The following is a 25,292-nucleotide window of genomic DNA, read 5'->3' on the forward strand; positions in this document are numbered from 1 at the left end:
CTGGCCCTTCATTCGGGAATCGGCAGGCTGAGCGTCTCCTTGACCTCTTCCATGACGATGTAGCTCTTCGATTCGCGCACGTGCGGCAGGGTCAGCAGGGTGCTGCCCAGCAGTTTGCGGTAGGAGGCCATCTCGCTGATCCGCGCCTTCAGCAGGTAGTCGAAGTCGCCGGACACCAGATGGCACTCGAGCACGTTGGGCAGCTTCAGCGCCGCGCGCCGGAACTCCTCGAAGATGTCGCCGGACTTGTAGGCCAGGCTGATCTCCACGAACACCAGAAGGCTGGCTTTCAGCGCCGTGGGATCGAGGTGGGCGTGATAGCCGGTGATCACGCCCTCGCGCTCCAGCCGGCGCACGCGCTCGGTGCACGGGGTGGTCGACAGGCCCACGCGCTCGCCCAGCTCGGTAAAGGAAATGCGGCCTTCGGCCTGGAGGATGCGCAGGATCCTGCGGTCGATCTTGTCCAGTTCGCGGGGGCGGGCGGCCATGGGCGTCAACCTGGGGAAGTGAATCACGGGGAAACATCTTGCCCGCAGCGTGAAAAACAGGCAAATCGCCTATGAATGGAAGAATATACTTCCCCGATTATGGCCCTGGCGTGCTCAAACGCAGGGAATGATCGGGTTGGAGAATTTCCATGCGAGTCCTAGTTCTCGGCAGCGGCGTGATCGGCACCACCAGTGCCTGGTATCTACGACAGGCCGGGTTTGATGTCACGGTCGTCGACCGCCAGCCCGGCCCCGCGCTGGAGACCAGTTTCGCCAATGCCGGCCAGCTGTCATTCGGCTACACCTCGCCCTGGGCCGCGCCCGGCGTGCCGAAGAAGGCGATCGGGTGGCTGTTCGAGAAGCATGCGCCGCTGGCGATCCGTCCCGGCATGGATCTGGCCCAGTACCGCTGGCTGTGGCAGATGCTGCGCAACTGCACCCACGAGCGCTATGCGATCAACAAGGCGCGCATGGTGCGCATGTCCGAGTACAGCCGCGATTGCCTGAACGAGCTGCGCGCGCAGATCGGCATCGAGTTCGAGGGGCGCGACCTGGGGACCACCCAGCTGTTCCGCACCCAGCAGCAGCTGGATGCCTCGGCACAGGACATCGAGATCCTGGCCCGCTATGGCGTGCCGTACGAAGTGCTGGATCGCGCCGGCATCATCGCCGCGGAGCCGGCGCTGGCCCATGTTGATGGCCTGGTCGGTGCGCTGCGCCTGCCGCGTGACCAGACCGGCGACTGCCAGCTGTTCACCCGCCGCCTGGCGCAGATGTGCACCGATGCCGGTGTCGAGTTCCGCTTCGACCAGGACATCAGCGCCATCGAGTCGGATGGAGAGCGCATCACCGGCGTGCGCATCGCCGGCAAGCTGGAGACTGCCGACCGCTATGTGGTCGCGCTGGGCAGTTACTCGCCGGCGCTGGTCGCGCCGCTGGGCATGCGCCTGCCGGTGTACCCGTTGAAGGGGTATTCGTTGACCCTGCCGATCACCGATCCGGCCATGGCTCCGACCTCGACCATCCTCGATGAGAGCTACAAGGTTGCTGTAACCCGCTTCGACAACCGCATCCGTGTCGGTGGCATGGCCGAAGTGGCCGGTTTCGACCTGTCGCTGTCACCGCGTCGCCGCGAGACCCTGGAGCTGGTGGTTCGTGACCTGTACCCGAAGGGCGGGGACCTGTCGCGCGCGCAGTTCTGGACCGGCCTGCGCCCGGCCACGCCGGATGGCACGCCGGTGATCGGCGCCACGCCCTTCCGCAACCTGTATCTCAATACCGGTCACGGCACCCTGGGCTGGACCATGGCGTGCGGTTCAGGCCGCTACCTGGCCGACCTGATGAGTGCACGCCAGCCACAGATCAGCACCGAAGGCCTGGACATCTTCCGCTACGGCCAGTTCGGCCATGCCCCGCAACATGAGAGCCGCACATGCGTCCTGCCCGCGCGCTGATCGATCTGCACGCGCTGCGCAGCAACTACCGGCTCGCCCGCGAGCTGGGGGGCGGCAAGGCGCTGGCGATCATCAAGGCCGATGCCTATGGCCATGGCGCCGTGCGCTGCGCGCAGGCTCTGGAAGACGAGGCCGACGGCTTCGGGGTGGCGACCATCGAAGAGGCGCTGGAGCTGCGCAAGGCCGGTATCCGCGCGCCCATCCTGCTGTTGGAAGGCATTTTCGAAGCCAGCGAGATGGCGCTGGTGGCCGAGCATTCGCTGTGGTTCTCGGTCGGCTCGCCGTGGCAGCTGGAAGCGCTGGCTGCCTTCGACAGCCCGCATCCGTTGACGGTCTGGCTGAAGCTGGACAGCGGCATGCATCGCCTGGGTCTGGACGTGGAGACCTTCCGCGCCGCACACGCGCGCCTGCAGGCGATGCCGCAGGTGGAGCGGATCGTGCTGATGACCCATCTGGCGCGTGCCGATGAACTGGACAGCGAACGTACCCACGAGCAGGCCGCCACCTTCGCACGTGCAATCGAGGGCCTGCAGGGTGAGACCAGCGTGTGCAATTCGCCGGCCCTGCTGGGATGGCCCGACGTGCGCAGCGACTGGGTGCGCCCGGGGTTGATGCTGTACGGCGCCAACCCGATGCCGGACGACACGGATCTGACCGCGCGGCTGCGCCCGGTGATGACCATGCAGTCCAAGGTGATTGCCGAGCGCTGGATCGAAGCCGGTGAGCCGGTGGGATATGGCGCGCGCTTCGTGGCCAAGGCGCGTACACGCGTGGGCGTGGTGGCCCTGGGCTATGCCGACGGCTATCCCCAGTTCGCGCCGAACGGCACCCCGGTACTGATCGACGGCCAGCCTGGCGTGCTGATCGGTCGGGTTTCGATGGACATGCTGACGGTGGACCTGACCGCACATGCACAGGCCGGCGTTGGCAGTGTGGTGGAACTGTGGGGGCAGGCCCCGACGCTTTCGGAACTGGCGCCACGTTGCGGGGTGAGCGCCTACCAGCTGCCCTGCGCGGTCAAGCGGGTCGCCCGCGTCTACCGCGATTGATGCGCCGCCGGGCATGGCCCGGCGCTACCGGATGTCCAAAGCGCCATGCCCGGCGGGTGTCGGAAATGCACAGGTAGCGCCGGGCCATGCCCGGCGGGTGCCGGTCAACGCGCGGCGGTGGCCTGGGCGGTCAACTGCCGCTTCACCCAGTCATCGATCAGCCGCTTCTCGTAGCGCAGCGGATCGCTGTCGCTGCGCAGCCCGAGGGTGTGCAGGTAGCCGGTGTCGGTCAGCTTGGCCTCGCCCTCGTCGACGATGCGGCCGCTGGCGTCCTTCAGCGTGTACTGCAGGGTGATGCGCGGCGGATAGATGTCGCGCATCACGCGGATGTCATTGGCGCGCGGGCCATGCCACGGTTCGTAGTCGCCCGCGCGCTTGATGTCGACCAGGGTGATGTCCAACGTCTGCCCGGCCTGCAGCGGCTTGGCGGCGCTGGTCTGCAGGTAGCGCGCCAGCTGCTGCACCCAGTCGCCGCGTTCGGCCTCGAAGCGGTTGTGGCTCTGGCGGATCTCGGTGAATGTCGCCGGATCGTTCCACTGCACGTTGACCGGGCCGTCGGCCTGCAGCGTGCGCGGCGCATCCGGGCTGGTGACGGTGCGCGGCGCGGCGTTCGCTGCACCCGCGGCAAGGGCCGCGGCCAGCAGCAGGGTGGCGGACAGAGAGCGGTTCATGGCGGTCTCCTGCGTCCCCGGAATGGGGGCGGATGTTGATCTCGCATCGAGTGTGATCCTGCCGGCGGGGCCCAGCAATGGCCGAATGCGTCAACAGCGTCGGCGGTTGTCGCCAATTCATGGTCGTCAACCATGACTGACGGCGCTTGACGCTGTGAATACGTCCTTTGGAAGATGCTGTGCCTCCATCCGGTACGCCCCAGACGCCCTTGTCCACACTGCCGCCCCTCGCGGAGCGCCCGCCCTTGATGGTTCCGGCGCCCGAACCCGACCTGCATCGCGGTGTGCTTGAACGCATCAACGCCGGCTTTTGTGTGATCCAGGTCATGTTCGACGCCGATCGCGCAGTGGATTACCGCTTCCTTGAGGTGAATGACGCTTTCGAGCGCCACACCGGTCTCAAGGACGCCCGCGGCAAGTGCATGAGCGCGCTGGAACCGAACCACGAGAGCGACTGGTACCGCATCTACGGCGAGGTGGCGCGCAGCGGACGGCCGGCGCAGTTCGAGATGGAAGCACGGGCGCTGGGGCGCTCGTTCGCGGTGGACGCGGTCCGTGTGGGCCGCCCCGGCGAGGACAAGGTCGGGATCCTGTTCTTCGACATCACCGCACGCAAGCAGATGGAGCTGGAGCTGGGCGAGAGCGAGGCCCGGTTCAGCGCGTTGGCCGATGGCCTGCCGATGCCGGTCTGGGTGCTGGATGAGCGCGGACATGCGCGCTTCGTCAACAGCGCCTTCAGTGAGTTCTTTGGTGGCGACGAGACGCGTGTGCCGGAGGATGTCTGGCGCGGCCTGGTGCATCCGGATGATGCGTCGGTGTTCGAGTACGAACTGCAGGAAGCGTTGAAGGCGCAACGCTCCATGCATGCCCTCGTCCGCGCACGGCGTGCGGACGGACAGTGGCGATGGCTGGAAATGAACGCGCGTCCGCGATTCTCGCGGATGGGTCGATTCATCGGCCTGGCCGGCAGCAGTCCGGACGTGACCGAGCGCCGCGAGATCGAACTGGCCCGTGAAGAGCTGCTGCAGTCCGAGCGCGCCGCACGCAGTGCCGCCGAGAACATGGCGCGCCTGAAGGATGAATTCCTGGCGACCCTGTCGCACGAACTGCGCACGCCGCTGACCACCATCCTTGGCTGGAGCGAGCTGTTGCTGCAGCGTGTCGACAACACCAGCCCGCTGTACAAGGGGCTGGGCGTGATCGCCAACAGCGCCGGTGCACAGAAGCGGCTGATCTCGGACATGCTCGACCTCAGCAGCATGCTGCTGGGCAAGGTGCAGCTGGAAGTGGAAGTGCTGGACCTGCGCGAACTGCTGGGCGAGGCGATCGGCGCGCAGGAGCTGGTGGCCGAGGGTAAGGCACTGGACGTGCAGTTGCGGCTGCCTGAGCAGCCCAGCCTGGTGCTGGGGGATGCGACGCGGTTGCAGCAGGTGTTCTGGAACCTGTTGTCGAACGCCATCAAGTTCACGCCGGCCGAGGGCCGCATCGAGATGCAGCTGCGGGCCGACGGCAAGCACTGGGAGATCACCGTGCGCGATACCGGTGATGGTATTGCTCCGGAGTTCCTCAATCATCTGTTCAGCCGCTTCCGGCAGGCCGACGGCACCACCACCCGCCGCCATGGTGGGCTCGGCCTGGGCCTGGCGATCGTGCAGCAGCTGGTCGAGCTTCACGGCGGCACGGTCACTGCGGCCAGCGAAGGCCATGGCCACGGTGCCACGTTCACCGTACGCCTGCCGCAGCATCTGCCCGATGCCGAGCGGCGGCCGCTGCGCGAGGTGATCAGCGGGCCGATTCTGGAGCCGGTGGTCGTCGAGCCCTATCCGCTGCGGGGCATGCACGTACTGGCCGTGGAAGACCAGCCGGAAGTGCTGGAGTACCTGCGGCGCATGCTGGAAGAGCAGGGCGCGACGGTGTCAGCTGCCAGTTCGGCCGGCGAAGCGTTGGCGCTGCTGGCCGATGCCGGCCACCTGCAGTACCACGTGATGCTGACCGACATCGGCATGCCGGGTATGGATGGTTATGGGTTGGTGCGCACCCTGCGCGAAGACATGGGCGTGGATGCGGCGACCCTGCCGGCGGTGGCCGTGACCGCGCTGGCGCGTGCGGATGACCGTCGGCGCGCGCTGGCCTCGGGCTTCCAGGAGCATGTGGCCAAGCCGTACTCGGTGGCCCAGCTGGTGGCTGCGGTGCGCAAGGTGCAGGTGCCGCGCGCCGACAGCGCGCTGCACTGAGCATTCACGGTGGATCGGCGACCCTGCACGCAGGAGGTTCTCCGATGTCCCGTATTGCTCCACGCATCCATACCGACCCGGCCCAGATCGCGCGCCTGGAGGCCCTGCTGCCGCAGCTCGACGGCGAAACGCAGGTCGAACTGACCCTGCTTGATGGCCGCCGCCTGCTGGGCACGGTCGCCGTGCGCCCAACGGTGCAGCAGTACCGCAACGACGCCGGCGATGAAGGCAGCAACGGCCAGCTGCGCCTGGACGACTACGACACGCCGGTGCAGCAGCATCACGTCTGGCTCGACGAGATCGCCAGCATCCGCCAGCTGCCACCCAGAACGACGTGATCCGGCAGGGGGCCGGGCTCACGCCCGGCTGCGGTCCGCACGCCCGGGCCTGGGCTCGGGCGCGACAGGCACGTCAGTGCTCGAACACCGTCGGCGTTGCCTCGAACCGCCGGGCATAGGCGCGCTCCTCCGCCACCCGCGCCACCTCGTCGTCGGCCAGGTCCGGTGCGCCGTATACCGCGTATGCCACGCTGCCATCGGCGCCGTGGCCGACCTGGTGCAGCCGGTAGCGTGAATGTCCACCGCCGGTGTCCTCGGGGTAGTGCACGGGAGGATGGCTGCCTTCCAGGTCCATTTCGCTGTTGTCGACCACGCCACCGACGAACAAGGCACGCATGCGGATTCTCCTGCTGGAAGTCTCGGGGGACCTCTACCCTGAAGGGTCCGATGTTGCTGGGGCATCAATGCCCCGTTGAAGTTTCGCAAAGTGGCCTGCCGGGCCGGACCGCGCGAGCCGGTACAATGGACGGCCCTCACGCTTCAAGTAACCGCGCCGATGGCCGCCAGCGACGACGCCCCCCTGCAGACCCTGTTCCTGCCGTTCTCCCAGGGCGCGCTGCGCTGGCCGGACGGGCCGGCTGCGTTCCTGCGTGCCCGCGACGGCTGGCCACTGCGTGAGCAGGCCGGCGGGCGCGAGGTGCACTGCGAGCAGAGTTTTGCGCCGTTCGCGCAGCCCCTGCAGCAGGCCGCCGGCTGGACCGTCAGCGGCCAGCTTGACGATGTCGCGGGCCGGGGCCGCTACCCGCTGGTGCTGGTGCTGCCGCCGCGCCAGCGCGAGGAGGCCCGCGCGCTGTTCGCCCGTGCCCTGGCATTGGCCGCAGAAGGGGGCCGCATCGTCGCCTGCCAGTCCAACAACGAGGGCGCGCGCTCCGGCGAAGGCGACCTCAAGCAGCTGGCCGGCCTCGGCGGCAGCCTGACCAAGAACCATTGCCGGGTGTACTGGACCCCGCCACTGCAGGGCCAGCACGATGCCGATCTGGCCAAGCGCTGGAGCGCGCTGGATGCGGTGCGGCCGATCGTGGGTGGCCGCTTCCTCAGCCGCCCGGGCGTGTTCGCCTGGGACCGCATCGACCCGGCTTCGGCGCTGCTGGCCGAGCACCTTCCGGCCGATCTGGCCGGACGCGCGGCCGACCTCGGGGCCGGCTATGGCTACCTGTCGCGCGAGCTGCTGGAGCGTTGCCCGAAGATCACCGCGCTGGATCTGTACGAAGCCGAGCAGCGGGCCCTGGCACTGGCCGAGCTGAATCTTGCACCACCGCCGCGCCCGCTGCCGCTGCGCTTCCTGTGGCGGGACGTCACCGCCGGCATCGAGCCGGGGTACGACGTCATCATCAGCAATCCGCCGTTCCATACCCCGTCGCGCGCGGACCGGCCGGATATCGGCCAGCGCTTCATCGCCGTGGCGGCGCAGGCGCTGCGCCCGGGTGGTCGCCTGTATGTGGTGGCCAACCGCCACCTGCCGTACGAACACACGCTCAACGACAGCTTCGGCGCGGTGCGCGTGGTCGCCGAGCGTGACGGGTTCAAGCTGGTCGAAGCGGTGAAGGGGAAGGGCCGATGAAGCTGGTCAAGCACATCGCCAACCTGGGCTATGGCAGCCGCAAGCAGGTGCAGTGGATGTTCCGCGAAGGCCGTATCACCGACGCCGACGGCGAGGTGCTGTATGCCGACGACCAGGTGCCGCACGAGGCCGTGCGGGTCGACGGCGAGCCGCTGGATCCGCCGCCGGGGTTGTCGATCGCGCTGCACAAGCCGGCCGGTTACACCTGCTCGACCAAGGACACCGGCCGCCTGATCTACGATCTGCTGCCGCCGCGTTTCCGCGACCGCGACCCGGTGCTGTCCACGGTCGGCCGGCTGGACCGCGACACCAGCGGCCTGCTGCTGTTGACCGATGATGGCGGCCTGCTGCACCGGATCATCTCGCCGAAGTCGAAACTGCCCAAGGTCTACGAGGTGGAGCTGGCCCAAGACCTGCGCGGCGACGAAGTGGCCCTGTTCGCCAGCGGCACGCTGATGCTGGAGTCGGAGAAGACCGCCCTGCTGCCGGCTGAACTGGAGGTGCTGGGTCCACGCAAGGCACGCCTGGTACTGCATGAAGGCCGCTACCATCAGGTGCGCCGCATGTTCGCCGCTACCGGCAACCATGTGCAGGCACTGCACCGCAGCCGCGTCGGTGGCCTGGACCTGGAGGGGCTGGCCGAGGGGCAATGGCGGCTGCTGACCTCCACCGACCTGGATACGCTGTTCGCTCCATGACTGTCATCGCTGCGCTGCCGTTTCTTCCCGACGCCGTCATCTTCGACATGGACGGCCTGATGATCGACAGCGAGCGGGTGTCCATCGCCTGCTGGAGTGAGGCTGCCGAAGCGTTCGGCCTGCCGCTGGATGCATCCTTCTTCGTGCGCATGGTCGGCCTTGGCGACCGCGACAGCCAAGCGCTGCTGCGCCAGCAGGGCGTGGAGGACAGCGTGATCGAGGCGATGGCGCTGCGCTGCCATGATCTGTACGAGCAACGCACGCAGACCGGCCTGCCCCTGCGGCCGGGCATCCTGGAGCTGCTGGAACTGCTGAAGGCGCATGCGATTCCGCGTGCGGTGGCGACCACCACGCGTCAGCCGCGGGCCAACCGCAAGCTGGGCGCCGCCGGTCTGCTGCCGTACTTCGATGCAGTGATCACCAGTGGCGACGTGGCGCGGCCGAAGCCGGCGCCGGACATCTACCTGCTGGCCGCACAGCGGCTGGGGCAGGCGCCGGAGCGCTGCCTGGCGCTGGAGGACTCACCTGCGGGGACCCGTGCGGCGTTGGCCGCAGGCATGACCGTGATCCAGGTGCCGGACCTGGTGCATCCCGATGAGGAACTGCGCGCGCTCGGCCATCGCATCGTCGGCTCGCTGCGCGACGCGCACGCCCTGCTGCTGCCGCTACTGCCGCGCCCGGCGTAGGCGCGCGCTGCCTTTGCGCCGGGCATGGCCCGGCGCTACCAGAATCGGCCATCGCATCGTCGGCTCGCTGCGCGACGCGCACGCCCTGCTGCTGCCGCTGCTGCCGCGCTTGGCGTAGGCGCGCGCTGCCTTTGCGCCGGGCATGGCCCGGCGCTACCAGAATCGGCCATTGCATCGTCGGCTCGCTGCGCGACGCGCACGCCCTGCTGCTGCCTTTGCGCCGGGCATGGCCCGGCGCTACCTGAGGCGGTGCTGCCGACTACGCGGTAGCGCCGGGCCATGCCCGGCGACCGTGCAGGCCAATGGCGGGCGATCAGACCCGGCCGAACACCAGGGCCGCGTTGGTGCCGCCGAAGCCGAAACTGTTGGACATCACCGTGTCCAGCACCTGTGCGCGGCTTTCGCGCAGGATCGGGAAGCCTTCCACCGCCGGGTCCAGCTCGCTGATGTTGGCCGAGCCGGCAACAAAGCCATCGCGCATCATCAGCAGGCAGTAGATGGCTTCGTGCACGCTGGCCGCGCCCAGCGAATGGCCGGACAGCGCCTTGGTCGAGGACAGCGGCGGCACGGCCTCGCCGAACACCTCGCGGATCGCGTTGAGTTCGGTGACATCGCCCAGCGGGGTCGAGGTACCGTGCGTGTTGAGGTAGTCCAGCGGGCGGTCCACGTTCTGCAGTGCCATCTTCATGCAGCGCACCGCGCCCTCGCCGGACGGTGCCACCATGTCCGCACCATCGGATGTCACGCCATAACCGATCAGCTCGGCATAAATGCGTGCGCCGCGCGCAACCGCATGATCGTAGTCTTCCAGCACCAGCATGCCGCCACCACCGGCGATGACGAAGCCGTCGCGGTCCTTGTCGTAGGGGCGCGACGCGCTGGCCGGGGTGTCGTTGAAGCTGGTCGACAGCGCGCCCATCGCATCGAACATCACGCTCATCGACCAGTGCAGGTCTTCACCACCGCCGGCGAACATGATGTCCTGCGCGCCGTGCCGGATCATGTCCGCGGCGGCGCCGATGCAGTGCGCCGACGTCGCGCAGGCCGCCGACAGCGAGTAGCTCACACCCTTGATCTGGAACGCGGTGGCCAGGCACGCCGACACGGTGGAGCACATCGTGCGCGGCACCATGTACGGGCCGACCTTGCGCACGCCACGTGCACGCAGCAGATCGACCGCGCCGATCTGCCACTCGCTGGAGCCGCCGCCGGAGCCGGCGATCAGGCCGGTGCGCAGGCCACTGACCTGCGCCTCGTCCAGCCCGGCATCGGCGATGGCATCGCGCATGGCGATGTAGGCGAACGCTGCTGCATCGCTCATGAAGCGCTTCTGCTTGCGGTCGATCAGGGCGTCCAGGTCGAGGTCGACACGGCCGCCGATCTGGCTGCGCAGGCCCGCTTCGGCGTGGTCGGCCAATGCGGTGATGCCGGCACGCCCCTCGCGCAGTGCGGAAGAGACGGTATCCAGATCATTGCCGAGGCAGGACGTGATGCCCATGCCGGTGATGACGACACGACGCATCAGAAGCTCCCGGTTTCGGTGAACAGGCCCACGCGCAGGTCGCGAGCGTTGTAGATCTCGCGATCGTCCACATACATGCGGGCGTCGGACTGGGCCATCACCAGCTTGCGGTTGATGACGCGCGTGATGTCGATCTCGTAGCGCACGCGCTTGGCGTCCGGCAGTACCTGGCCGGTGAACTTGACCTCGCCGCAGCCCAGGGCGCGGCCCTTGCCGGGAGCACCCAGCCAGGTCAGGTAGAAGCCGGTCAGCTGCCACATCGCATCCAGGCCCAGGCAGCCGGGCATCACCGGGTCGCCGATGAAGTGGCAGCCGAAGAACCACAGGTCCGGGCGGATATCCAGTTCGGCGCGTACCATGCCCTTGCCATGCGGGCCGCCGTCCTCGCGAATGTCGGTGATGCGGTCGAACATCAGCATCGGGTCGTTGGGCAGACGGCCGGCGGCGGCGCCGAACAGTTCACCGCGAGCGCTGGCCAGCAGCTGGTCGCGGTTGAACGCGTGGAGACGAGTCATGAAACGCAATCCTGGAAGCGACGAACAGGGATACAAGTGCTCGAGAATGCCCTTGGAAGCGCTGCCGATCAAACATTTCAACCGTACGCAACCGTAGTGTTTTCAATGGAATACGCGCATCCTGTTGATGTGCAACGACCATACCTCGGCGTGTGGCCCACCCACGCCGAACCCGCCCCGTACACCTGACATGACCCGACTGCGCAAGATCATCCACGTCGACATGGACGCCTTCTACGCGTCGGTGGAGCAGCGCGACGATCCCTCACTGCGCGGCAAGCCGGTGGTGGTGGCGTGGCGCGGTGCGCGCTCGGTGGTATGCGCGGCGTCCTACGAAGCGCGCGTGTTCGGCGTGCGTTCGGCGATGCCGGCGATGCGTGCCGAGCGCCTGTGCCCGGACGCGATCTTCGTGCCGCCGGACTTCGCGCGTTACAAGGCCGTGTCGCGCCAGGTGCGCGAGATTTTCCTGCGCCATACCGACCTGGTCGAGCCGCTGTCGCTGGATGAGGCCTATCTGGACGTGACCGAGCCGAAAAGTGGCATCGAGCTGGCAACCGAGATCGCACGCACGATCCGCGCACAGATCCGCGACGAGACCCAGCTGACCGCTTCAGCGGGCATCGCGCCGAACAAGTTCCTGGCCAAGATCGCCTCGGACTGGCGCAAGCCCGACGGCCAGTTCGTGATTCCACCGCAACGGGTGGACGCATTCCTGGCGCCGCTGCCGGTCAGCCGCGTGCCCGGCGTGGGCAAGGTGATGGAAGGCAAACTGACGGCGCGCGGCATCATCACCTGCGGTGACCTGCGGCAATGGGCGCTGGCGGATCTGGAGGACGCGTTCGGCAGCTTCGGCCGCAGCCTCTACAACCGTGCACGCGGCGTCGATGAACGGCCGGTGGAGCCGGACCAGCCGGTGCAGTCGATCTCTTCCGAGGACACCTTTGCCGAGGACCTGCTGCTTGAAGACCTGGGCGAGGCCATCGTGCAGCTGGCAGAGAAGACCTGGAATGCCACGCGCCGGACGGAACGCGTGGGCCACACCGTGGTGCTGAAGCTGAAGACGGCGCAGTTCCGCATCCTTACCCGCAGCTTCACCCCGGACCGCCCGCCGGAATCGATGGAGGAGCTGCGCGATGCCGCGCTGGCGCTGCGCGCGCGCGTGGACCTGCCGGCCGACACGCGCTATCGCCTGGTGGGCGTCGGCCTGGGCGGTTTCCGCGACAAGGAACCGGTGGTGCAGGGGGAGTTGTTCGAGCAGGCGTCGAACGATCCGCAGCGCCCCTGACCGCGGTCCTGCCTCACGGCCACTGCATTTCACCCTTGGCCACCTTCGCGCTCAGCTGCAGCGATTCCACGCCCTCCAGCCGCGGGTAACGCGCCTGCATCGCCTTCACCAGCGCCTGGCTGTCCTTCGCTTTGGCCGCTTCCGCATCGAACGCACGGATGTACCCGGCGGTGAAGCGCAGCGCACTGGCATCCAGCGCCGCCCCTTGCGCGTAATGGCCCGGTACCACCACCTGCGGCTTCAGTGCCTGCAGTCGCTGCAGGGTCTGCAGCCAGTCGGCATGCGACTTCGGGGTCTGCGTGTCGGCCATCCACACATGCTCGCCGGCGACCACGGGGATGCCACCGACGATCGCGCGCAGTGAAGGCACCCACAGCACGCTGCGGTCCGGCGTAGGGCCATCGAGTCCGATCAAGGGCAGGCGCTGCCCTTCCAGCAGCAGCGCGTCGCCCTCCAGCACCTGCGGCACAACGATGCGCGCCGGTGCGTCGGCCCCCATCTTCGGGCCCCAGTAGGCACGCTTGCCGGCGTGGGTCTGCTGGATGTGGGCCACGGTCTGCGCCGTGGCGACGATGCGTGCGTGCGGGAAGGCGTCCTGCAGCGTGGCCAGGCCGAAGTAGTAATCCGGATCGCCATGACTGATGTAGATCGTGGTCAGTTGCTTGCCGCTGGCACGGACCAGCTCGACCAGCCTGCGCGCGTCGCTGGCCGCGAACTGCGCGTCGACCAGGATCGCATCGTGGCGGCCTTCGATCAGCACCGATGACACGGAGAACATCGCCTGCGGGCCAGGATGGAAGTACTGCAGGTGCAGCTGTGATTTCGCCGCCGTGGCCGGCGCCGGGGCAGCCGGTGCGGCCAGCAGCGGGGCGCTGGCGAAGCTGGTGACCAGTGCAAGCGGAAGCAGCAGGGCAACGGAACGCATGCGGAACTCCTTGTGCAGCGCCGGGCCATGCCCGGCATGTAGGTCGATCAGTACGCCGCAGTGATGATCTGCTTCGGGTAGGCATGCGCCTCGAGTTCCGCCACGAAGGCAGCGCCATAGTCGGCGTAGCTGATGCGGCTGTGGCCGCTGGCGTCGGCGAGGAAGGCCTTGGCCTGCACGCGGTACTGGCCACGCTCTTCGCCCGGTCCGATTTCCGCGGCCGGCGAGAAGAACGTCCAGTCGAGGTCGTCTACCGCCTGCAGGCGCTTGAGTGCTTCGCGGTGGGCCAGGGCATAAGGCTTGTACGCCTCCGGGAAATCCGGCGTATCGACCAGCTGCACACCCGGTGCCACTTCCAGGCTGCCGGCACCGCCGACCACGACCAGGCGCGGCACCCCGGCCTTGCGTGCCGCGGCTGCCAGCTGTCCGGCCACTTCGCCGACGCGGCTGATGTCATCGCCCGGACGTGGCCCGTAGGCGCTGGCCAGCACGTCGTGGCCGGCGATGGCCGCGGCCAGCGCGTCGGGATCATCCAGCGCGGCGATCACCGGATGGGCACCGGCCAGCTCCGCCGGCAGGTCCTGCGTGCTGCGCACGATCAGGGTCAATTCGTGGCCGGCGGCCAGCGCGTGGCGCGCGATCTGGCGGCCGATGTTGCCGGTGGCACCGACGAGGGCGATTTTCATGGCGAACTCCATAACAAAGGGGAGGGGAAGACGACGGGGCCACTGTAGGACGCTGCAATTGTCCGAAAAACAGCGTATAACGCGCTTGTTTGTTGCATGGATCGAGCAGATGGATCGACTGACCGCCATGACCGTGTTCATCGAGGTGGCCGAGCGCGGCAGCCTCACGGCCGCCGCTGAGGTGCTGGACATGTCGCGGGCGATGGTCACCCGTTACCTCGCCGAGGTGGAGGCCTGGCTGGGGGCGCGCCTGCTGCACCGGACCACGCGCCGGGTCAGCCTGACCGGCCCGGGGGAGGCGGCGCTGGCGCGCTTCCGGCAGATGCTGGAGATCGGCGAGGCGCTGCAGGGCGAACTGGCCAGCGACGATCCCGAACCGCATGGCACGCTGCGGGTGACCGCCAGCGTCTCGTTCGGGCAGAGCCATCTGGCGCGCGCCGTCGCCGACTTCGTCAAGCGCCATCCGGCGGCGCGCATCGAACTGCTGCTGGTCGATCGCACGGTGAATCTGGTCGAGGAGCGGGTGGATCTGGCGGTACGCATCGCCCGGCAGATCGACCCCAGCCTGATCGCGCGACGTCTGGCCACATGCCGCTCGGTGCTGTGCGCCACGCCCGGTTACCTGGAGGTGCGCGGCACGCCGACCGCCCCGGAACATCTGGCCGCACACAACTGCCTGACCCATCACTACGTGGGCAAGAGCCTGTGGCACCTGCACCGCGACGGACGTTCGCAGTCGGTGGCGGTGGGCGGCAACATCAGCGCCAACGAAGCGTCATTGCTGCTGGAAGCCGTTCGCGCCAGCGCGGGCATCGCGATGCTGCCCACCTACCAGGTGGCGCCGTTGCTGCGCAGTGGCGAGCTGGTGGAACTGCTGCCGGCGTATACCCTGGACGAGCTGGGCATTCATGCGGTGTACGCATCGCGTCGCCAGCAGTCGGCGATCATGCGGCGGTTCCTCGACTTCCTGGGCGAGTGCTTCGCCAGCCCGGCCTTCCAGGACCTGGACTGGCGACCGGCGCGTGTGGAACCTGCATGACATCCCGGTGCGATGCGCACACGGCATACAATGAGCAGCCCCACGTCGTACAGGTGCGTTGCGTGTCGTATCCCTATCCGCTGGTCGTGTTCGACCTCGATGGCACGCTGGTCGACAGCGCCGCCGATATCGCCGAAGCCCTGAACCGCACGCTGGAGGACATCGGCCTGGCCCGTGTGCCGGAAGCCACCGTGCTGGGCTGGATTGGCGACGGTGTCCGCCGGCTGGTCGAGCAGGCCGTGCACGCCGCAGGGCGGCAGGTCGATCTGGCCGAGGTCATGCCGGTGTTCATGGTGCATTACCGTGAGTGCCTGCTGCGCAGCCCACGCCTGTTCGACGGTGTGGCCGAAGCACTGGCGCAGCTGCGGGAACGCGCTGTGCCGCTGGCCATCTGCACCAACAAGCCTGCAGCGCTGGTGCCGCCGCTGCTGCAGCATCTGGGCATCGGCGATGCGTTCGCGCTGGTGCTGGGCGGCGATTCGCTGCCGCAGCGCAAGCCCAGCGGCGAACCACTGCGGCACATCGCGGCACACTTCGGCGTGCCGGTGGATGCATGCCTGATGGTGGGTGATTCGTTGACCGACTACCGCGCGGCGGAAGACGCGGGAATGCCGATCGTGCTGGTGCGCTACGGTTATCCGCGTGGCCTGGACCTGGCCACCGCAGCTGCGGTGGCGGTGATCGACGATCTGCGCGAACTGCCGGGCCTGGCCGCGCGCATCCCGGTATAGCGCCGGGCCTGCGCCCGGCGCGCCTGCTCATTTCGGCTGGTAGCGCACGCTCAGCTGATACTCGCGGCCCGGCTGGTTGAACCACGCCACGGTCTCGTACCTGCGGTCGAACACATTGGTTGCCCGGGCCAGCAGCGACCACGATGGCGTGAGCGCGTACTCGGCGCGCAGATCCAACGTGCCATAGCCGCCGACCTTCACCGTGTTGGCGGCATCGTCATAGCGCTTGCCCGCACCCTGTACGGTCAGGCCGGCACGGAATGCGCCGAAGCGGCGATCCACATCCAGCCGTGCCGTCTGCTGTGCACGGCGCGGCAGCCAGTTGTCGAACTGGCTGCTGCCGTTCGTGCGGTTGCGCGGGTCGGTGTAGCTCAGCTGTGCAGCGATGTCGAAGCCGGCCAGCACGACGCTGCCGGTCAGTTCGGCACCACGGATGCGCGCCTTCTCCACCTGCTGCATCCTGAAGGTGGCTGCATCGTAGGTGATCAGGTCATCGATGCGGGTCTCGTACACATCCAGGCCCCAGCGCCAGCCCTGGCCCTGCTGCGAAATGCCCAGGTTGGCGCTCTTCGACTTCTCAGGATCCAGTGTCGGCACGCCGCTCCACGGGTCATACAGGTCGCTGAAGGTGGGTGCCTTGAAGGCCGTGCCGTAGCTGGCGTTGATGCGCAGGCCGTGATCCAGCTCCATCGCCCAGCCGATGCTGCCGGTGGCATGGTTGCCGAACTGCTGGTTGTCGTCGTTGCGCGCGCTGGCCTGCAGCTGGTGCCGGCCGAAGCGCCCCTGGTACTGCATGAACACACCGGTGTTGCGACGGCTGTCGACACGATAGCCGGCACTGCTGCCGTCCAGGTTGTCCTCACTCCAGTCCACACCGGCACTCAGCAGCTGGCCTTCGGCCACGCCGAAGTCGCCCTGCAGCGACGCGCTGTCACGATGCGTCTGCGCGCTGCCATGCACGCCGTCCGCGCCGACGTTGTCCGATTCGTTGTCACTGCGACCGACGTTGGCGGTCAGCACCAGCCGTTCGGCCGGCGTGTAGCGGACCTTGCCGGACAGTACCTGCTGGCGCGTCTCGGAGTAGTTGTAGTAGCCGTCGTAGTGGTTCTGGCCGTCGGCGCGCAGCGCGCTGCCCTCCACCGTCCACTGCTCGTTGAAGTTGTAGCCGCCGCGCAGGCTCTTGGAGAGGTTGCGGTAGCCGTCGCGGTCGGGCTCGTTGGCGAAGCAGCCGGTGAACAGCGTGGCCGAGCCCCGGCAGGCATCGATGCCATCGGAATGCTGGTAGGCGATGTCGGCGCCGAACCAGCCGCGTTCGCTGCTGCCACCGATGCCGCCGCTGGCCTCACGCAGGCCATTGCTGCCACCGCCCAGCTGCAGATGTGGCGCGAAGTCGCCCTGGTTGCGGCGGGTGAAGATCTGGATCACACCGCCGATGGCGTCGGCGCCATACAGGCTGGACTGCGGGCCGCGCACGATCTCCACGCGTTCGATCTGCGCCAGCGGCAGGTCCTGGATCATCGCCAGGCCGAGATCGGCGCTGTTGATGCGCACGCCGTCGACCAGCACCACCGTGTGGCCGGAGTTGGTGCCGCGCAGGAACAGCGAGCTCTGCTTGCCCAGGCCGCCGGCGTTGGTGAGGTTGATGCCGGCGCGGCCACGCAGCAGGTCCTGCAGCGAAGTGGCCTGGCTGGACTCGATCTGCGTCCGGTCGATCACCTGCGCAGGCGCGATGCTGTCCTGCAGGGCGATGGGGGTGCGGGTGGCCGTGACCAGGATGGGATCGAGCGCGCGGGCGCCATCATCGGCCTGGGCCAACGCGGGCAGGGCGGCCAATACGGCCAGGGAAAGCAATCGGGACTGCAGCTTCATCGGGGGACTCCAGGTGCCACGCACGCCCGCGTGGCGAAGGGGAGGAGCCGCGGAGGCAGGCAAGCGCCGATGCCGCAGGCATTGCTGCGGACATCCAGCGCCATGCCCACCGCATCGCGACCTGAGGCTTCCGGGCCGGTCTCCGGGCTTGCCGCCAGGCGGCGCGAGGCCACCGTCCAGGCGCCTTCCCATGCTGTTGGCACAGTGGCGGTATTGCCTGGAACTGACGTGCTTACCGTTGCGGGGGCAGCGCCGGCATGGCGTGGGTTCACGCGTCACCGGCTTCCCGTTTCAACCTGCCGGCCATGCCGCAGGTCACCTGGAAGTGCGCGCAGTCTACGGCATCGGCATGCCCGGTGCGGCGTATATGCGGCAATGTCTGTGGAGCTGATGATCCCCAGCCACTAGAATTGCTGCTTGATCCCGTGGTGCCGTTGCCGATGTCCGCCCGTTTTCCGCTGTCCCCGCGTTGCCTGCACAGGACGCATGCATGATCCTCGACCTGGTCCGCCACGCCGGCAACGGTCGCGACGAGTACCTCGATGGCCGCAGCGATCCACCGCAGCTGGCCCGCCTGCCACAGGAACTGGTGGAGGCCTACGCCACGCAGCCCTGGGAGCGGGTGATCAGCTCGCCCCGCCTGCGGTCACTGCACACAGCGATGGCGCTGGCCACCCCGCGCGGGCTGGACGTGGATGCGGACGAGGAGTGGGAAGAACTCGACTTCGGCGACTGGGACGGGCAGGCACTGTTCGACCTGCCGGAGCAGGCGCTGGCGGCATTCCATGCTGATCCGCATGCGTATCCGCCGCCCAACGGCGAAAGCTGGGGGCACTTCGAGCGGCGCATCGCGCGTGCGCTCGACCGCCTGCTCGACGATGACGACCCGCTGCCGACCGTCGTGGTCAGCCACGGTGGCCCGCTGCGCATGGTGCTGTCACAGGTCTGCGGCCTGCCGATGTCGCTGTGCTGGGCGCTGCGCATCGACCACGGTACGCGCCTGCGGGTCAGGCTGGAGCGTGGCGAGGCTGGCCTGATGGGCGAGCTGCTGGAGTTGCAGCAGCCCTGATCCGGCCGGCGCCGATCAGTCCTCGTCGGCGCTTCCGGTCACGTCTTCTTCTGCGTCGTCGTCTGCGTCGAAACGCTGCTCGTGCACCGGCCCCGAGGCCGGGCCGGCCGCCTTCAGCGGGTGCGCGGCGATGCGCGCTTCGTAGTCCTGCACCAGCGCCTCGCGCTGCGGCTCGCCCAGTTCCTGCCAATGGCAGTCCAGCAGGGCCCCTTCCAGCGAGTAGAGCAGGTTCAGGCTGGGCTTGAAGCCGGCGCGCTTGACCTTGACGAAGGCACCCACCGCGCCGACGGCGGCCAGATCGTCACGGCTGCGCAGACCGACCTGGCGCAGCCACGCCGCACTTTTCGGACCGATGTTGCGCAGCTTCGGCGCACTCATCCCAACGCCTCGACGAAGACGCGCGCGATGGCTTCCAGTCCGGCCTGGTCATCGGCATCGAAGCGACCGGTCTTCGGGCTGTCGATGTCGAAGACTCCGATCAGTTCATCGCCGCGCAGCAGCGGAACGACCAGTTCCGAGCGGGAGGCCGAGTCGCAGGCGATGTGGCCCGGAAAGGCATCGACATCGTCGACGCGCTGGGTCACGCGCTGGCGGGCCGCGGCACCACACACGCCCTTGTCCAGCGGAATGCGCACGCAGGCCGGCAGCCCCTGGAACGGGCCGACCACCAGCTCCTGGCCATCGTAGAGATAGAAGCCCACCCAGTTCAGGTCGGGCAGGGCGTGGAAGACCAGCGCCGAGAGATTGGCCGCGTTGGCGATGCGGTCGGACTCTCCATGGACCAGGCCACGGGCCTGTTCAAGCAACTGGGCGTATTGTTCCGGCTTGCTGCCGGTGAGCGAGGCATTGGCGAACATGACCGCAGTCTAGCAAGCGTGCCGGGCCAGCGATAATGCACGCTCTGTTGCCCCGCTGGAGCCTTTGATGCCGTTGCCCGCTGCCCTGCCATCCGCGCTGTTCGTCACCGGCACCGATACCGAGATCGGCAAGACGGCGGCCAGCACCGCGCTGCTGCACGCCCTGCGCCGGCGTGGCCTGCGAGCGGTCGGAATGAAGCCTGTGGCCAGTGGCAGCCAGGATCTGGGGCAGGGCCTGCGCAACGAGGATGCGTTGGCGCTGCAGGCGGCCAGTCGGCCGGTGCCGGACTACGTCGACGTGAATCCCTATGCCCTGCGGCAGCCGATCGCTCCCGAACTGGCGGCGGCCGAGGACGGGGTGGACATCGCCCTGGCACCGATCGTCGCCGCGTTCGAGCGCCTGCGTGCCACCGCCGACGTGGTGGTGGTGGAAGGCGTAGGGGGATGGCTGGCGCCGGTCTCCGTCCACCTGGACCAGCTCGACATCATGCGGGCACTGCGTCTGCCGGTCGTGCTGGTGGTCGGCCTGCGGCTGGGCTGCGTCAACCACGCGAGATTGACCGCGCACTCCTTGCAGGCCAGCGGCGTGGAGTGCCTGGGCTGGATCGGCAATCACATCGATCCGGCCATGCAGCGCCAGGACGAGAACGTGGCCACGCTGGTGCAGCGGTTGCCGATGCCATGCTGGGGACGGCTGCCGCACCTGCCGGGCGCCGATGCTCAGGCCCTGGCGATGCACCTGCATGAGGGCTGAGTTCCCGTAGAGCGGAGCCTGCGACCCGCTGCGATCAACCGGCCGCGAGCTCCCGCGCGAGGGCGCCCAGGCGCTCCACGGCAGCGATGAAACGTGCGTCGAAGGTCTGGCAGCACGACAGCCGCAGGCAGTGCCGGTAGCGCGGACCGCGCGAATACACCTGGCCGGGCATGAACACGATGCCCTCTTCCAGCGCCCGCTCGAACAGTGCGCGGGTGTCCACGCCCGGCAGTTCCAGCCACAGCAGGAAGCCACCCTGTGGTTCCGTGGCGCGTGTGCCGGGCGGGAAATGCTCGGCCACCAGCTGGCGCAGCCGTCCCACCTGCTCGCGATACAGGCGCCGCATGCGGTGCAGGTGATGTTCGTATCCGCTCCCTTCCAGGTACGCGGCCACGGCATCACCCAGCAACTGCGGCTCGCCGCCCGTGGACTGGAACTTCAGCAGGGCGATGCGTTCAGCGAAGCGCCCGCCGTCGAGCCAGCCGATGCGATAGTCCGGGGCCAGCGTCTTCGAGAAACCGCCGACCACCATCACCCAGCCGTCGCGGTCAAAGGCCTTCAGCAGCGGCGCAGGTGGCTCGCAGAACTGCAGTTCCGCGTACACGGCATCCTCGATCAGCGGCAGCTGCCGCGCGTTGACCAGCTCGGCCAGACGCTGCTTGGCCGCCACCGGCATGGTGCAGCCCAATGGATTGTGCACGGTCGGCATCAGCACCAGCGCGGCCAGCGGTGTGTGCTCCAGCATCGCCTCCAACGCATCGACGTCCAGGCCCTGTTGCGGATGCGTCGGCAGTTCGATGGCCTGCAGGCCCAGGTTGGCCAGCAGCGGATACAGGTTGAAGTACGACGGTGCTTCGATACCCACTGAATCGCCGGGCTGGGTCACCGCACGCAGTGCCAGCTGCAGCGCCTCCATCGCACCGTGGGTCAGCAGCAGGCGATCGCTGTGCGTGTGCAGGCCCATGCGCGGGCCGCGCCGCACGATCTGCGCCAGCAGCCGCGGCGAGCCATTGGGGCGTGCGTAGGTTTCGACCGTCTGCTGGCCGTGGCGCAATACCTGGGCGGTGTGCCGGGCCAGCTGGGCGCCAGGATAGAACTGGCGCCCGCGTGGCCCGGCGAAGGCGAGGTCGATCACCCCGGAACGGCGTTGCGCCTCCAGCACGCGTGCCATCAGCACCTGCTGCAGCGGCGCGGTGGGGGCCGACGGCGCATCGCGCAGCGACCGTTGCGGCACTGACAGTCGCGGCGCCACTTCGAAACCTGCCTTTGGCCGCGGAACCACCAGGCCGGCGTCTTCCAGCTGGCGGTAGGCGGCGATCACCGTATTGAGGCTGAGCTGACGCTGTGCTGCCATCTGCCGCAGCGATGGCAGGCGGCTGCCGACCGGCAGGCGCCCTCCCTGGATGGCCTCGGCCAGCTCATCGGACAGCCGCTGGTAGCGAGGAGCGAACGCGCTGCTGCGTTGATCTGTATCCATCGGTTCCGGCCGCATCTGGTGCTGTACCCATGAGGATTCCGAGCCTAGCATGTCCTCGTCGGCAGGGCCTGATCGGTGCCCGCCGATATTTCAAGGGCGCGCGGCTGGATGGCCGCGCGCCACTTTTTCTTGCATGGGCTGGCGCACCATGCACTCAACGCATCGGCACCAGCACCGGCTCCCGGCGATACAGGGCAGGGAATTGCCTGCCCAGTGCCGCCAGCTTCGGAGCATCGTAGTAGCGAATGTAGGCCGCCTGCGGATAGTTGCTCATGTAGTTCTGGTGGTAGCTCTCGGCCGGATAGAAGCGCTGGCCGCTCCCCACCTGGGTGACGATGGGCGCGCGATAGCTTCCGGCCTGGCCCAACTGGGTGATGTAGGCACGGCTGGCCGCCTGCTGGCGGGGATCATCGACGAAGATCGCCGAGCGGTACTGGCTGCCATGGTCCGGGCCTTGCCGGTCGAGCTGGGTCGGGTCATGCACCACCGAGAAGAACACCTGCATCAGCTGGCCGTAGCTCACCTGGCGCGGGTCGTAGTCGACCTTCACCGCCTCGGCGTGGCCGGTGCGTCCGCTGCTGACACGCTCATAGCGCGCATCCGCCGCGCTGCCGCCGACGTAGCCCGAGACTGCGTTGCTCACGCCCTTGACGTGCTGGAACACGCCCTGCACGCCCCAGAAGCAGCCGCCGGCAAACACTACGCTGGCGTGCGTGCCGTCATCGCGGAATGTGGCTTCACCGGTGGGCGCAGGCAACACCTGCACCTGTGCGCTGCGCTCGAGCGGCGCGGCGATGGCACCGTGATCAACCAGCAGTACCCCGGCAATCAATGCGGTAGCGACCAGCCCGGCAATGCCGGCGGCGATCCCCTGTTCGAACGAAATCTTCATCGTGTCCTCCCGGATCAACCGAAGGTGAAGGCGTAGGCCTGGGCGCCGGCATCGAGGAATTCGATCTCGAAGCGGTGTGGCGCGACGGCGCCGCGCTGGCGCACCAGCTGGTACAGACGGTGTTCGTCGATCACGCCGCTGCCATCGCTGCCAACGTCGCTGCCGGCGTCGGCCGCGGGCAACGGTCGACCATCCAGCCAGACGCGGAAGCGCACCGGCGTGCCGTCCTGGCGTGGCGCGAGCACCAGATGCAGATCGCGGGCATGGAACTGGAAGGCGATGCGTCCTCCGGGCTGCTGCAGCCGTGCCGCCTCGTCGTCGATGATCCAGCGGCCGGACAGGCCCCACTGGTTCAGCGCCAGCGCGGGTGGCAGCGCGTAGTCGAATGCCGTATCCACACGTTGCCCGCCTGGCGAGGCGAACTGCTCGGCGCGCGCATGCCCCAGGTAGGTCTCCGGCGAGCGCAGGTTGCCCATGTCCGCCTGCGCGGCCACGCCCTGCAGGTCCGCTGCGGCCGGATCGGCCGGCGGTGGCAGCCGGGTCTGGCCGGCTTCGGCCAGCAGGCGGCGGATCACCTGCTCCGAGCGCGCATAGTTGCCTTCGCCGAACTGATGGCCGCGGATGTTGCCCTGCGCATCGACGAAGTAGTGGGCGGGCCAGTAGCGGTTGTTGAACGCACGCCAGATCGCGTACTGGTTGTCCAGCGCGACGGGATAGTCGACCTTCAACTGCTGCACGGCCTTCATGACGTTGCGCGGGTCGCGTTCGAAGGCGAACTCGGGGGTGTGCACACCGATCACCACCAGGCCGTGATCGCGGTAGCGCCGCTGCCACTCGTGCACGAACGGCATCGCACGCAGGCAGTTGATGCAGGAATAGGTCCAGAAGTCGATCAGAACCACCTTGCCGCGCAGCTGGGCGGCGTCCAGCGGTGGGCTGTTGAGCCAGCCGGTGGCGCCGTCCAGGGCGGGCAGCGTGCCTTCCACCGGCAGCGGTGCCTCGCTGCCTGCAGTGGCCGGGCCCATCATCATCATCGGTGGAGCGGAAGGCTGCGCGCCGGGTACCGCATCGAGCAGGCCCTGCTCGATACGCGCGGTGCTGACGGTGGACAGCCGGGTCAGCAGGCCGGTGTCCCAGCCCAGGGCAATGGCCACGACCGCCAGCAGCGCAGCGACGCCGAGCACGCGGCGGAGCAGATTGCCCAGCCCCAGCCGTGCCTGCAGGGCGCGGAACACCCGGCCGCCGATCCAGACCGCCAATGCCAGCGCGGTGACCGCACCCAGCGCGTAGGCAAGCAGCAGCGTACTGGTGCTGGCGCTGGCGCCATGCAGCGCAGCCCCGGTCAGTACCAGGCCAAGGATCGGGCCCGCGCACGGGGCCCACAGCAGGCCGGTGGCGATGCCGATCAGCAGCGACGTCCAGGCACCGCCGCGCCCGGCGGCATCGGCAGCGTCCGCGCGTGCGCTCAACCGCGCGCCGACACGCTGCAACGGCGCCAGCAGATGGTCTGCCAGTGCGGGCCACAGCAATGCCACCGCGAACAGCGCCATCAGCAGCAGGGCGATCCAGCGACCGATCTGGTTGGCCTGCGCCACCCACTGGCTGCCGACCGCCGCCAGGCTGGCGACGAGGGTGAAGGTCAGCGCCATGCCCAGCAGCAGCGGCAGGGTGCTGCGCAGGAACGGGCGGTCAGCACGCGCGAATACGAACGGCAGCACCGGCAGGATGCAGGGGCTGAGCAGGGTCAGCACACCGCCAAGATAGGCAAGCAGCAACAGCAGCATCATCGGGCTCCAGAAGCAGGGGACGATCCCACCGGCACGCGCCAGCCCGCATCGCTGTCATGCGCGGCAGGTCCGGGCTGGAAGGCCAGCGCCGCGCCATTCATGCAGTAGCGCAGGCCGGTAGGGCGTGGGCCGTCGTTGAAGACATGGCCCAGATGGCCGCCGCAGCGGCGGCAATGCACTTCCACCCGCAGCATGCCAAAGGTGACGTCGCGGTCCTCACCGATAGCGTTGTGCAACGGTGCCCAGAAGCTGGGCCAGCCAGTACCGCTCTCGAACTTGGTGGACGAAGAGAACAGCGGCAGCGCACAGCCGGCACAGGTGAACGTGCCTTGCCGGTGTTCCTTGTTGAGCGGGCTGCTCCAAGGGCGTTCGGTCGCCTGCTGGCGCAGCACTGCGTACTGGGCCGGGGTCAGCCGCTGGCGCCAGTCAGCATCACTGCGCATGATCTCGAACTGTCGCGCAGGGCGCGTTTCTGCTGCCGCTGGCGCGGCGCGGCTGCAGGCCCCGAGACCGAGCAGGCCGGCGGTGGTGGCGATACCGCCCAGACCCAGCAGATGGCGGCGGGTGAGGGGCATGGCGGACTCCGGGAAGGGGCGACGGGGCCATGCTGCGCCTGCTCCGGTCAACGAATCCTCACGCAGGATTCAATTTTTCGTGAGGTATCGGCGGCGATCCCGCGCCACAATGCGCTCAGCCTCCCCCCTG

General features: G+C 68.3%; 26 protein-coding genes and 1 riboswitch. Of the genes, 12 read left to right on the top strand and 14 right to left on the bottom strand.

What is annotated here, in order from left to right; all coding sequences use genetic code 11:
• Nucleotides 1-8 precede the first annotated feature (8 nt).
• Nucleotides 9-488 carry a winged helix-turn-helix transcriptional regulator gene (locus ACZK08_RS02225; RefSeq protein ID WP_053518243.1) on the bottom strand — a complete coding sequence of 160 codons (480 nt, stop codon included), beginning with the start codon at nt 486-488 and terminating at the stop codon, nt 9-11.
• A 149-nt stretch (nt 489-637) separates the two neighbouring features.
• On the opposite strand from ACZK08_RS02225, the gene ACZK08_RS02230 reads away from it, so the two are divergent.
• Nucleotides 638-1,942 carry a D-amino acid dehydrogenase gene (locus tag ACZK08_RS02230; protein WP_053518245.1) on the top strand — a complete coding sequence of 435 codons (1,305 nt, stop codon included), beginning with the start codon at nt 638-640 and terminating at the stop codon, nt 1,940-1,942.
• A complete protein-coding gene (gene alr / locus ACZK08_RS02235) occupies nt 1,921-2,991 on the top strand; it encodes an alanine racemase (RefSeq protein ID WP_053518246.1) in 1,071 nt (356 codons plus the stop codon). Before ACZK08_RS02230 ends, alr begins: the two co-directional genes overlap by 22 nt.
• 104 nt (nt 2,992-3,095) lie before the next feature.
• On the opposite strand, the gene ACZK08_RS02240 is transcribed toward alr, so the two are convergent.
• Complete coding sequence (locus ACZK08_RS02240; RefSeq protein ID WP_053518248.1) at nt 3,096-3,662, bottom strand: DUF3016 domain-containing protein; 567 nt, start codon at nt 3,660-3,662, stop codon at nt 3,096-3,098.
• A gap of 248 nt (nt 3,663-3,910) precedes the next feature.
• Here ACZK08_RS02240 and ACZK08_RS02245 point away from each other — a divergent pair, with 248 nt between their 5' ends.
• Both ACZK08_RS02245 and ACZK08_RS02250 read left to right on the top strand, forming a co-directional pair.
• Nucleotides 3,911-5,896, top strand: a complete 1,986-nt coding sequence (locus ACZK08_RS02245; protein ID WP_065175384.1) for a hybrid sensor histidine kinase/response regulator — start codon at nt 3,911-3,913, stop codon at nt 5,894-5,896.
• Nucleotides 5,897-5,940: 44 nt separating this feature from the next.
• Nucleotides 5,941-6,234, top strand: a complete 294-nt coding sequence (locus tag ACZK08_RS02250; protein ID WP_053518253.1) for a DUF3247 family protein — start codon at nt 5,941-5,943, stop codon at nt 6,232-6,234.
• Between the two features lie 73 nt (nt 6,235-6,307).
• Here the strand turns inward: ACZK08_RS02250 and ACZK08_RS02255 are convergent, their stop codons facing one another.
• On the bottom strand, nt 6,308-6,571 hold the full coding sequence (locus ACZK08_RS02255) for a hypothetical protein (RefSeq protein ID WP_053518254.1): 264 nt from the start codon (nt 6,569-6,571) through the stop codon (nt 6,308-6,310).
• A 159-nt stretch (nt 6,572-6,730) separates the two neighbouring features.
• On the opposite strand from ACZK08_RS02255, the gene ACZK08_RS02260 reads away from it, so the two are divergent.
• From ACZK08_RS02260 to ACZK08_RS02270, 3 genes are read left to right on the top strand one after another with little or no spacing between them, the layout of a single operon-like run.
• Complete coding sequence (locus ACZK08_RS02260) at nt 6,731-7,795, top strand: class I SAM-dependent methyltransferase (protein WP_065182527.1); 1,065 nt, start codon at nt 6,731-6,733, stop codon at nt 7,793-7,795.
• A complete protein-coding gene (locus tag ACZK08_RS02265) occupies nt 7,792-8,493 on the top strand; it encodes a pseudouridine synthase (RefSeq protein ID WP_065175382.1) in 702 nt (233 codons plus the stop codon). The genes ACZK08_RS02260 and ACZK08_RS02265 overlap by 4 nt, the downstream gene beginning before the upstream one ends.
• Nucleotides 8,490-9,179 (top strand): HAD family hydrolase, encoded by a 690-nt coding sequence (locus tag ACZK08_RS02270; RefSeq protein ID WP_053518260.1) that lies wholly within the window; start codon nt 8,490-8,492, stop codon nt 9,177-9,179. Before ACZK08_RS02265 ends, ACZK08_RS02270 begins: the two co-directional genes overlap by 4 nt.
• Before the next feature lie 313 nt (nt 9,180-9,492).
• On the opposite strand, the gene fabB is transcribed toward ACZK08_RS02270, so the two are convergent.
• Together fabB and fabA are read right to left on the bottom strand one after the other, a co-directional pair.
• Nucleotides 9,493-10,701 carry a beta-ketoacyl-ACP synthase I gene (gene fabB, locus ACZK08_RS02275; protein WP_065182526.1) on the bottom strand — a complete coding sequence of 403 codons (1,209 nt, stop codon included), beginning with the start codon at nt 10,699-10,701 and terminating at the stop codon, nt 9,493-9,495.
• Nucleotides 10,701-11,216 (bottom strand): 3-hydroxyacyl-[acyl-carrier-protein] dehydratase FabA, encoded by a 516-nt coding sequence (fabA, locus tag ACZK08_RS02280; RefSeq protein WP_053518264.1) that lies wholly within the window; start codon nt 11,214-11,216, stop codon nt 10,701-10,703. Before fabA ends, fabB begins: the two co-directional genes overlap by 1 nt.
• Nucleotides 11,217-11,406: 190 nt before the next feature.
• Here fabA and dinB point away from each other — a divergent pair, with 190 nt between their 5' ends.
• Nucleotides 11,407-12,501 (top strand): DNA polymerase IV, encoded by a 1,095-nt coding sequence (dinB, locus tag ACZK08_RS02285; RefSeq protein ID WP_065182525.1) that lies wholly within the window; start codon nt 11,407-11,409, stop codon nt 12,499-12,501.
• A gap of 13 nt (nt 12,502-12,514) precedes the next feature.
• Here the strand turns inward: dinB and ACZK08_RS02290 are convergent, their stop codons facing one another.
• Both ACZK08_RS02290 and ACZK08_RS02295 read right to left on the bottom strand, forming a co-directional pair.
• Nucleotides 12,515-13,426, bottom strand: a complete 912-nt coding sequence (locus ACZK08_RS02290) for an MBL fold metallo-hydrolase (protein WP_065182524.1) — start codon at nt 13,424-13,426, stop codon at nt 12,515-12,517.
• A gap of 47 nt (nt 13,427-13,473) precedes the next feature.
• A complete protein-coding gene (locus tag ACZK08_RS02295) occupies nt 13,474-14,112 on the bottom strand; it encodes an NAD(P)-dependent oxidoreductase (protein ID WP_065175377.1) in 639 nt (212 codons plus the stop codon).
• 109 nt (nt 14,113-14,221) lie between these two features.
• On the opposite strand from ACZK08_RS02295, the gene ACZK08_RS02300 reads away from it, so the two are divergent.
• Together ACZK08_RS02300 and gph are read left to right on the top strand one after the other, a co-directional pair.
• On the top strand, nt 14,222-15,151 hold the full coding sequence (locus ACZK08_RS02300; protein ID WP_065175376.1) for a LysR family transcriptional regulator: 930 nt from the start codon (nt 14,222-14,224) through the stop codon (nt 15,149-15,151).
• A 62-nt stretch (nt 15,152-15,213) separates the two neighbouring features.
• Entirely contained in the window at nt 15,214-15,882 is a 669-nt protein-coding gene (gph, locus tag ACZK08_RS02305) for a phosphoglycolate phosphatase (RefSeq protein WP_053518272.1), read from the top strand.
• A 27-nt stretch (nt 15,883-15,909) separates the two neighbouring features.
• Here gph and btuB read toward each other — a convergent pair whose 3' ends face one another.
• Nucleotides 15,910-17,751: a TonB-dependent vitamin B12 receptor gene (gene btuB / locus ACZK08_RS02310; RefSeq protein ID WP_065182523.1), complete on the bottom strand. Its 1,842-nt coding sequence runs from the start codon at nt 17,749-17,751 to the stop codon at nt 15,910-15,912.
• Between the two features lie 116 nt (nt 17,752-17,867).
• Nucleotides 17,868-18,089: riboswitch (cobalamin riboswitch) on the bottom strand.
• A 152-nt stretch (nt 18,090-18,241) separates the two neighbouring features.
• Here btuB and ACZK08_RS02315 point away from each other — a divergent pair.
• Nucleotides 18,242-18,820 carry a histidine phosphatase family protein gene (locus ACZK08_RS02315; protein WP_065182522.1) on the top strand — a complete coding sequence of 193 codons (579 nt, stop codon included), beginning with the start codon at nt 18,242-18,244 and terminating at the stop codon, nt 18,818-18,820.
• Nucleotides 18,821-18,835: 15 nt separating this feature from the next.
• Here the strand turns inward: ACZK08_RS02315 and ACZK08_RS02320 are convergent, their stop codons facing one another.
• Nucleotides 18,836-19,198 (bottom strand): TfoX/Sxy family protein, encoded by a 363-nt coding sequence (locus ACZK08_RS02320; protein WP_065182521.1) that lies wholly within the window; start codon nt 19,196-19,198, stop codon nt 18,836-18,838.
• Complete coding sequence (locus tag ACZK08_RS02325) at nt 19,195-19,677, bottom strand: GAF domain-containing protein (RefSeq protein WP_053518280.1); 483 nt, start codon at nt 19,675-19,677, stop codon at nt 19,195-19,197. Before ACZK08_RS02325 ends, ACZK08_RS02320 begins: the two co-directional genes overlap by 4 nt.
• 67 nt (nt 19,678-19,744) lie before the next feature.
• Here ACZK08_RS02325 and bioD point away from each other — a divergent pair, with 67 nt between their 5' ends.
• Complete coding sequence (gene bioD / locus ACZK08_RS02330) at nt 19,745-20,431, top strand: dethiobiotin synthase (protein WP_065182520.1); 687 nt, start codon at nt 19,745-19,747, stop codon at nt 20,429-20,431.
• Between the two features lie 34 nt (nt 20,432-20,465).
• Here bioD and ACZK08_RS02335 read toward each other — a convergent pair whose 3' ends face one another.
• The 4 genes from ACZK08_RS02335 to msrB all read right to left on the bottom strand — a co-directional run bounded on the left by ACZK08_RS02335 (nt 20,466) and on the right by msrB (nt 25,162).
• Nucleotides 20,466-21,908: an aminotransferase-like domain-containing protein gene (locus ACZK08_RS02335; protein WP_065182519.1), complete on the bottom strand. Its 1,443-nt coding sequence runs from the start codon at nt 21,906-21,908 to the stop codon at nt 20,466-20,468.
• Nucleotides 21,909-22,062: 154 nt separating this feature from the next.
• The gene (msrA, locus tag ACZK08_RS02340) at nt 22,063-22,800 is read right to left on the bottom strand and encodes a peptide-methionine (S)-S-oxide reductase MsrA (RefSeq protein WP_065182518.1); all 738 of its coding nucleotides are present in this window, start codon (nt 22,798-22,800) and stop codon (nt 22,063-22,065) included.
• A 14-nt stretch (nt 22,801-22,814) separates the two neighbouring features.
• Nucleotides 22,815-24,584 carry a cytochrome c biogenesis protein DipZ gene (locus ACZK08_RS02345; protein ID WP_065182517.1) on the bottom strand — a complete coding sequence of 590 codons (1,770 nt, stop codon included), beginning with the start codon at nt 24,582-24,584 and terminating at the stop codon, nt 22,815-22,817.
• The gene (msrB, locus tag ACZK08_RS02350) at nt 24,584-25,162 is read right to left on the bottom strand and encodes a peptide-methionine (R)-S-oxide reductase MsrB (protein ID WP_053518289.1); all 579 of its coding nucleotides are present in this window, start codon (nt 25,160-25,162) and stop codon (nt 24,584-24,586) included. The genes ACZK08_RS02345 and msrB overlap by 1 nt, the downstream gene beginning before the upstream one ends.
• Between the last annotated feature and the right edge of the window lie 130 nt (nt 25,163-25,292).

The sequence above is a fragment of the Stenotrophomonas sp. 112478_Sma genome, assembly GCF_056479905.1.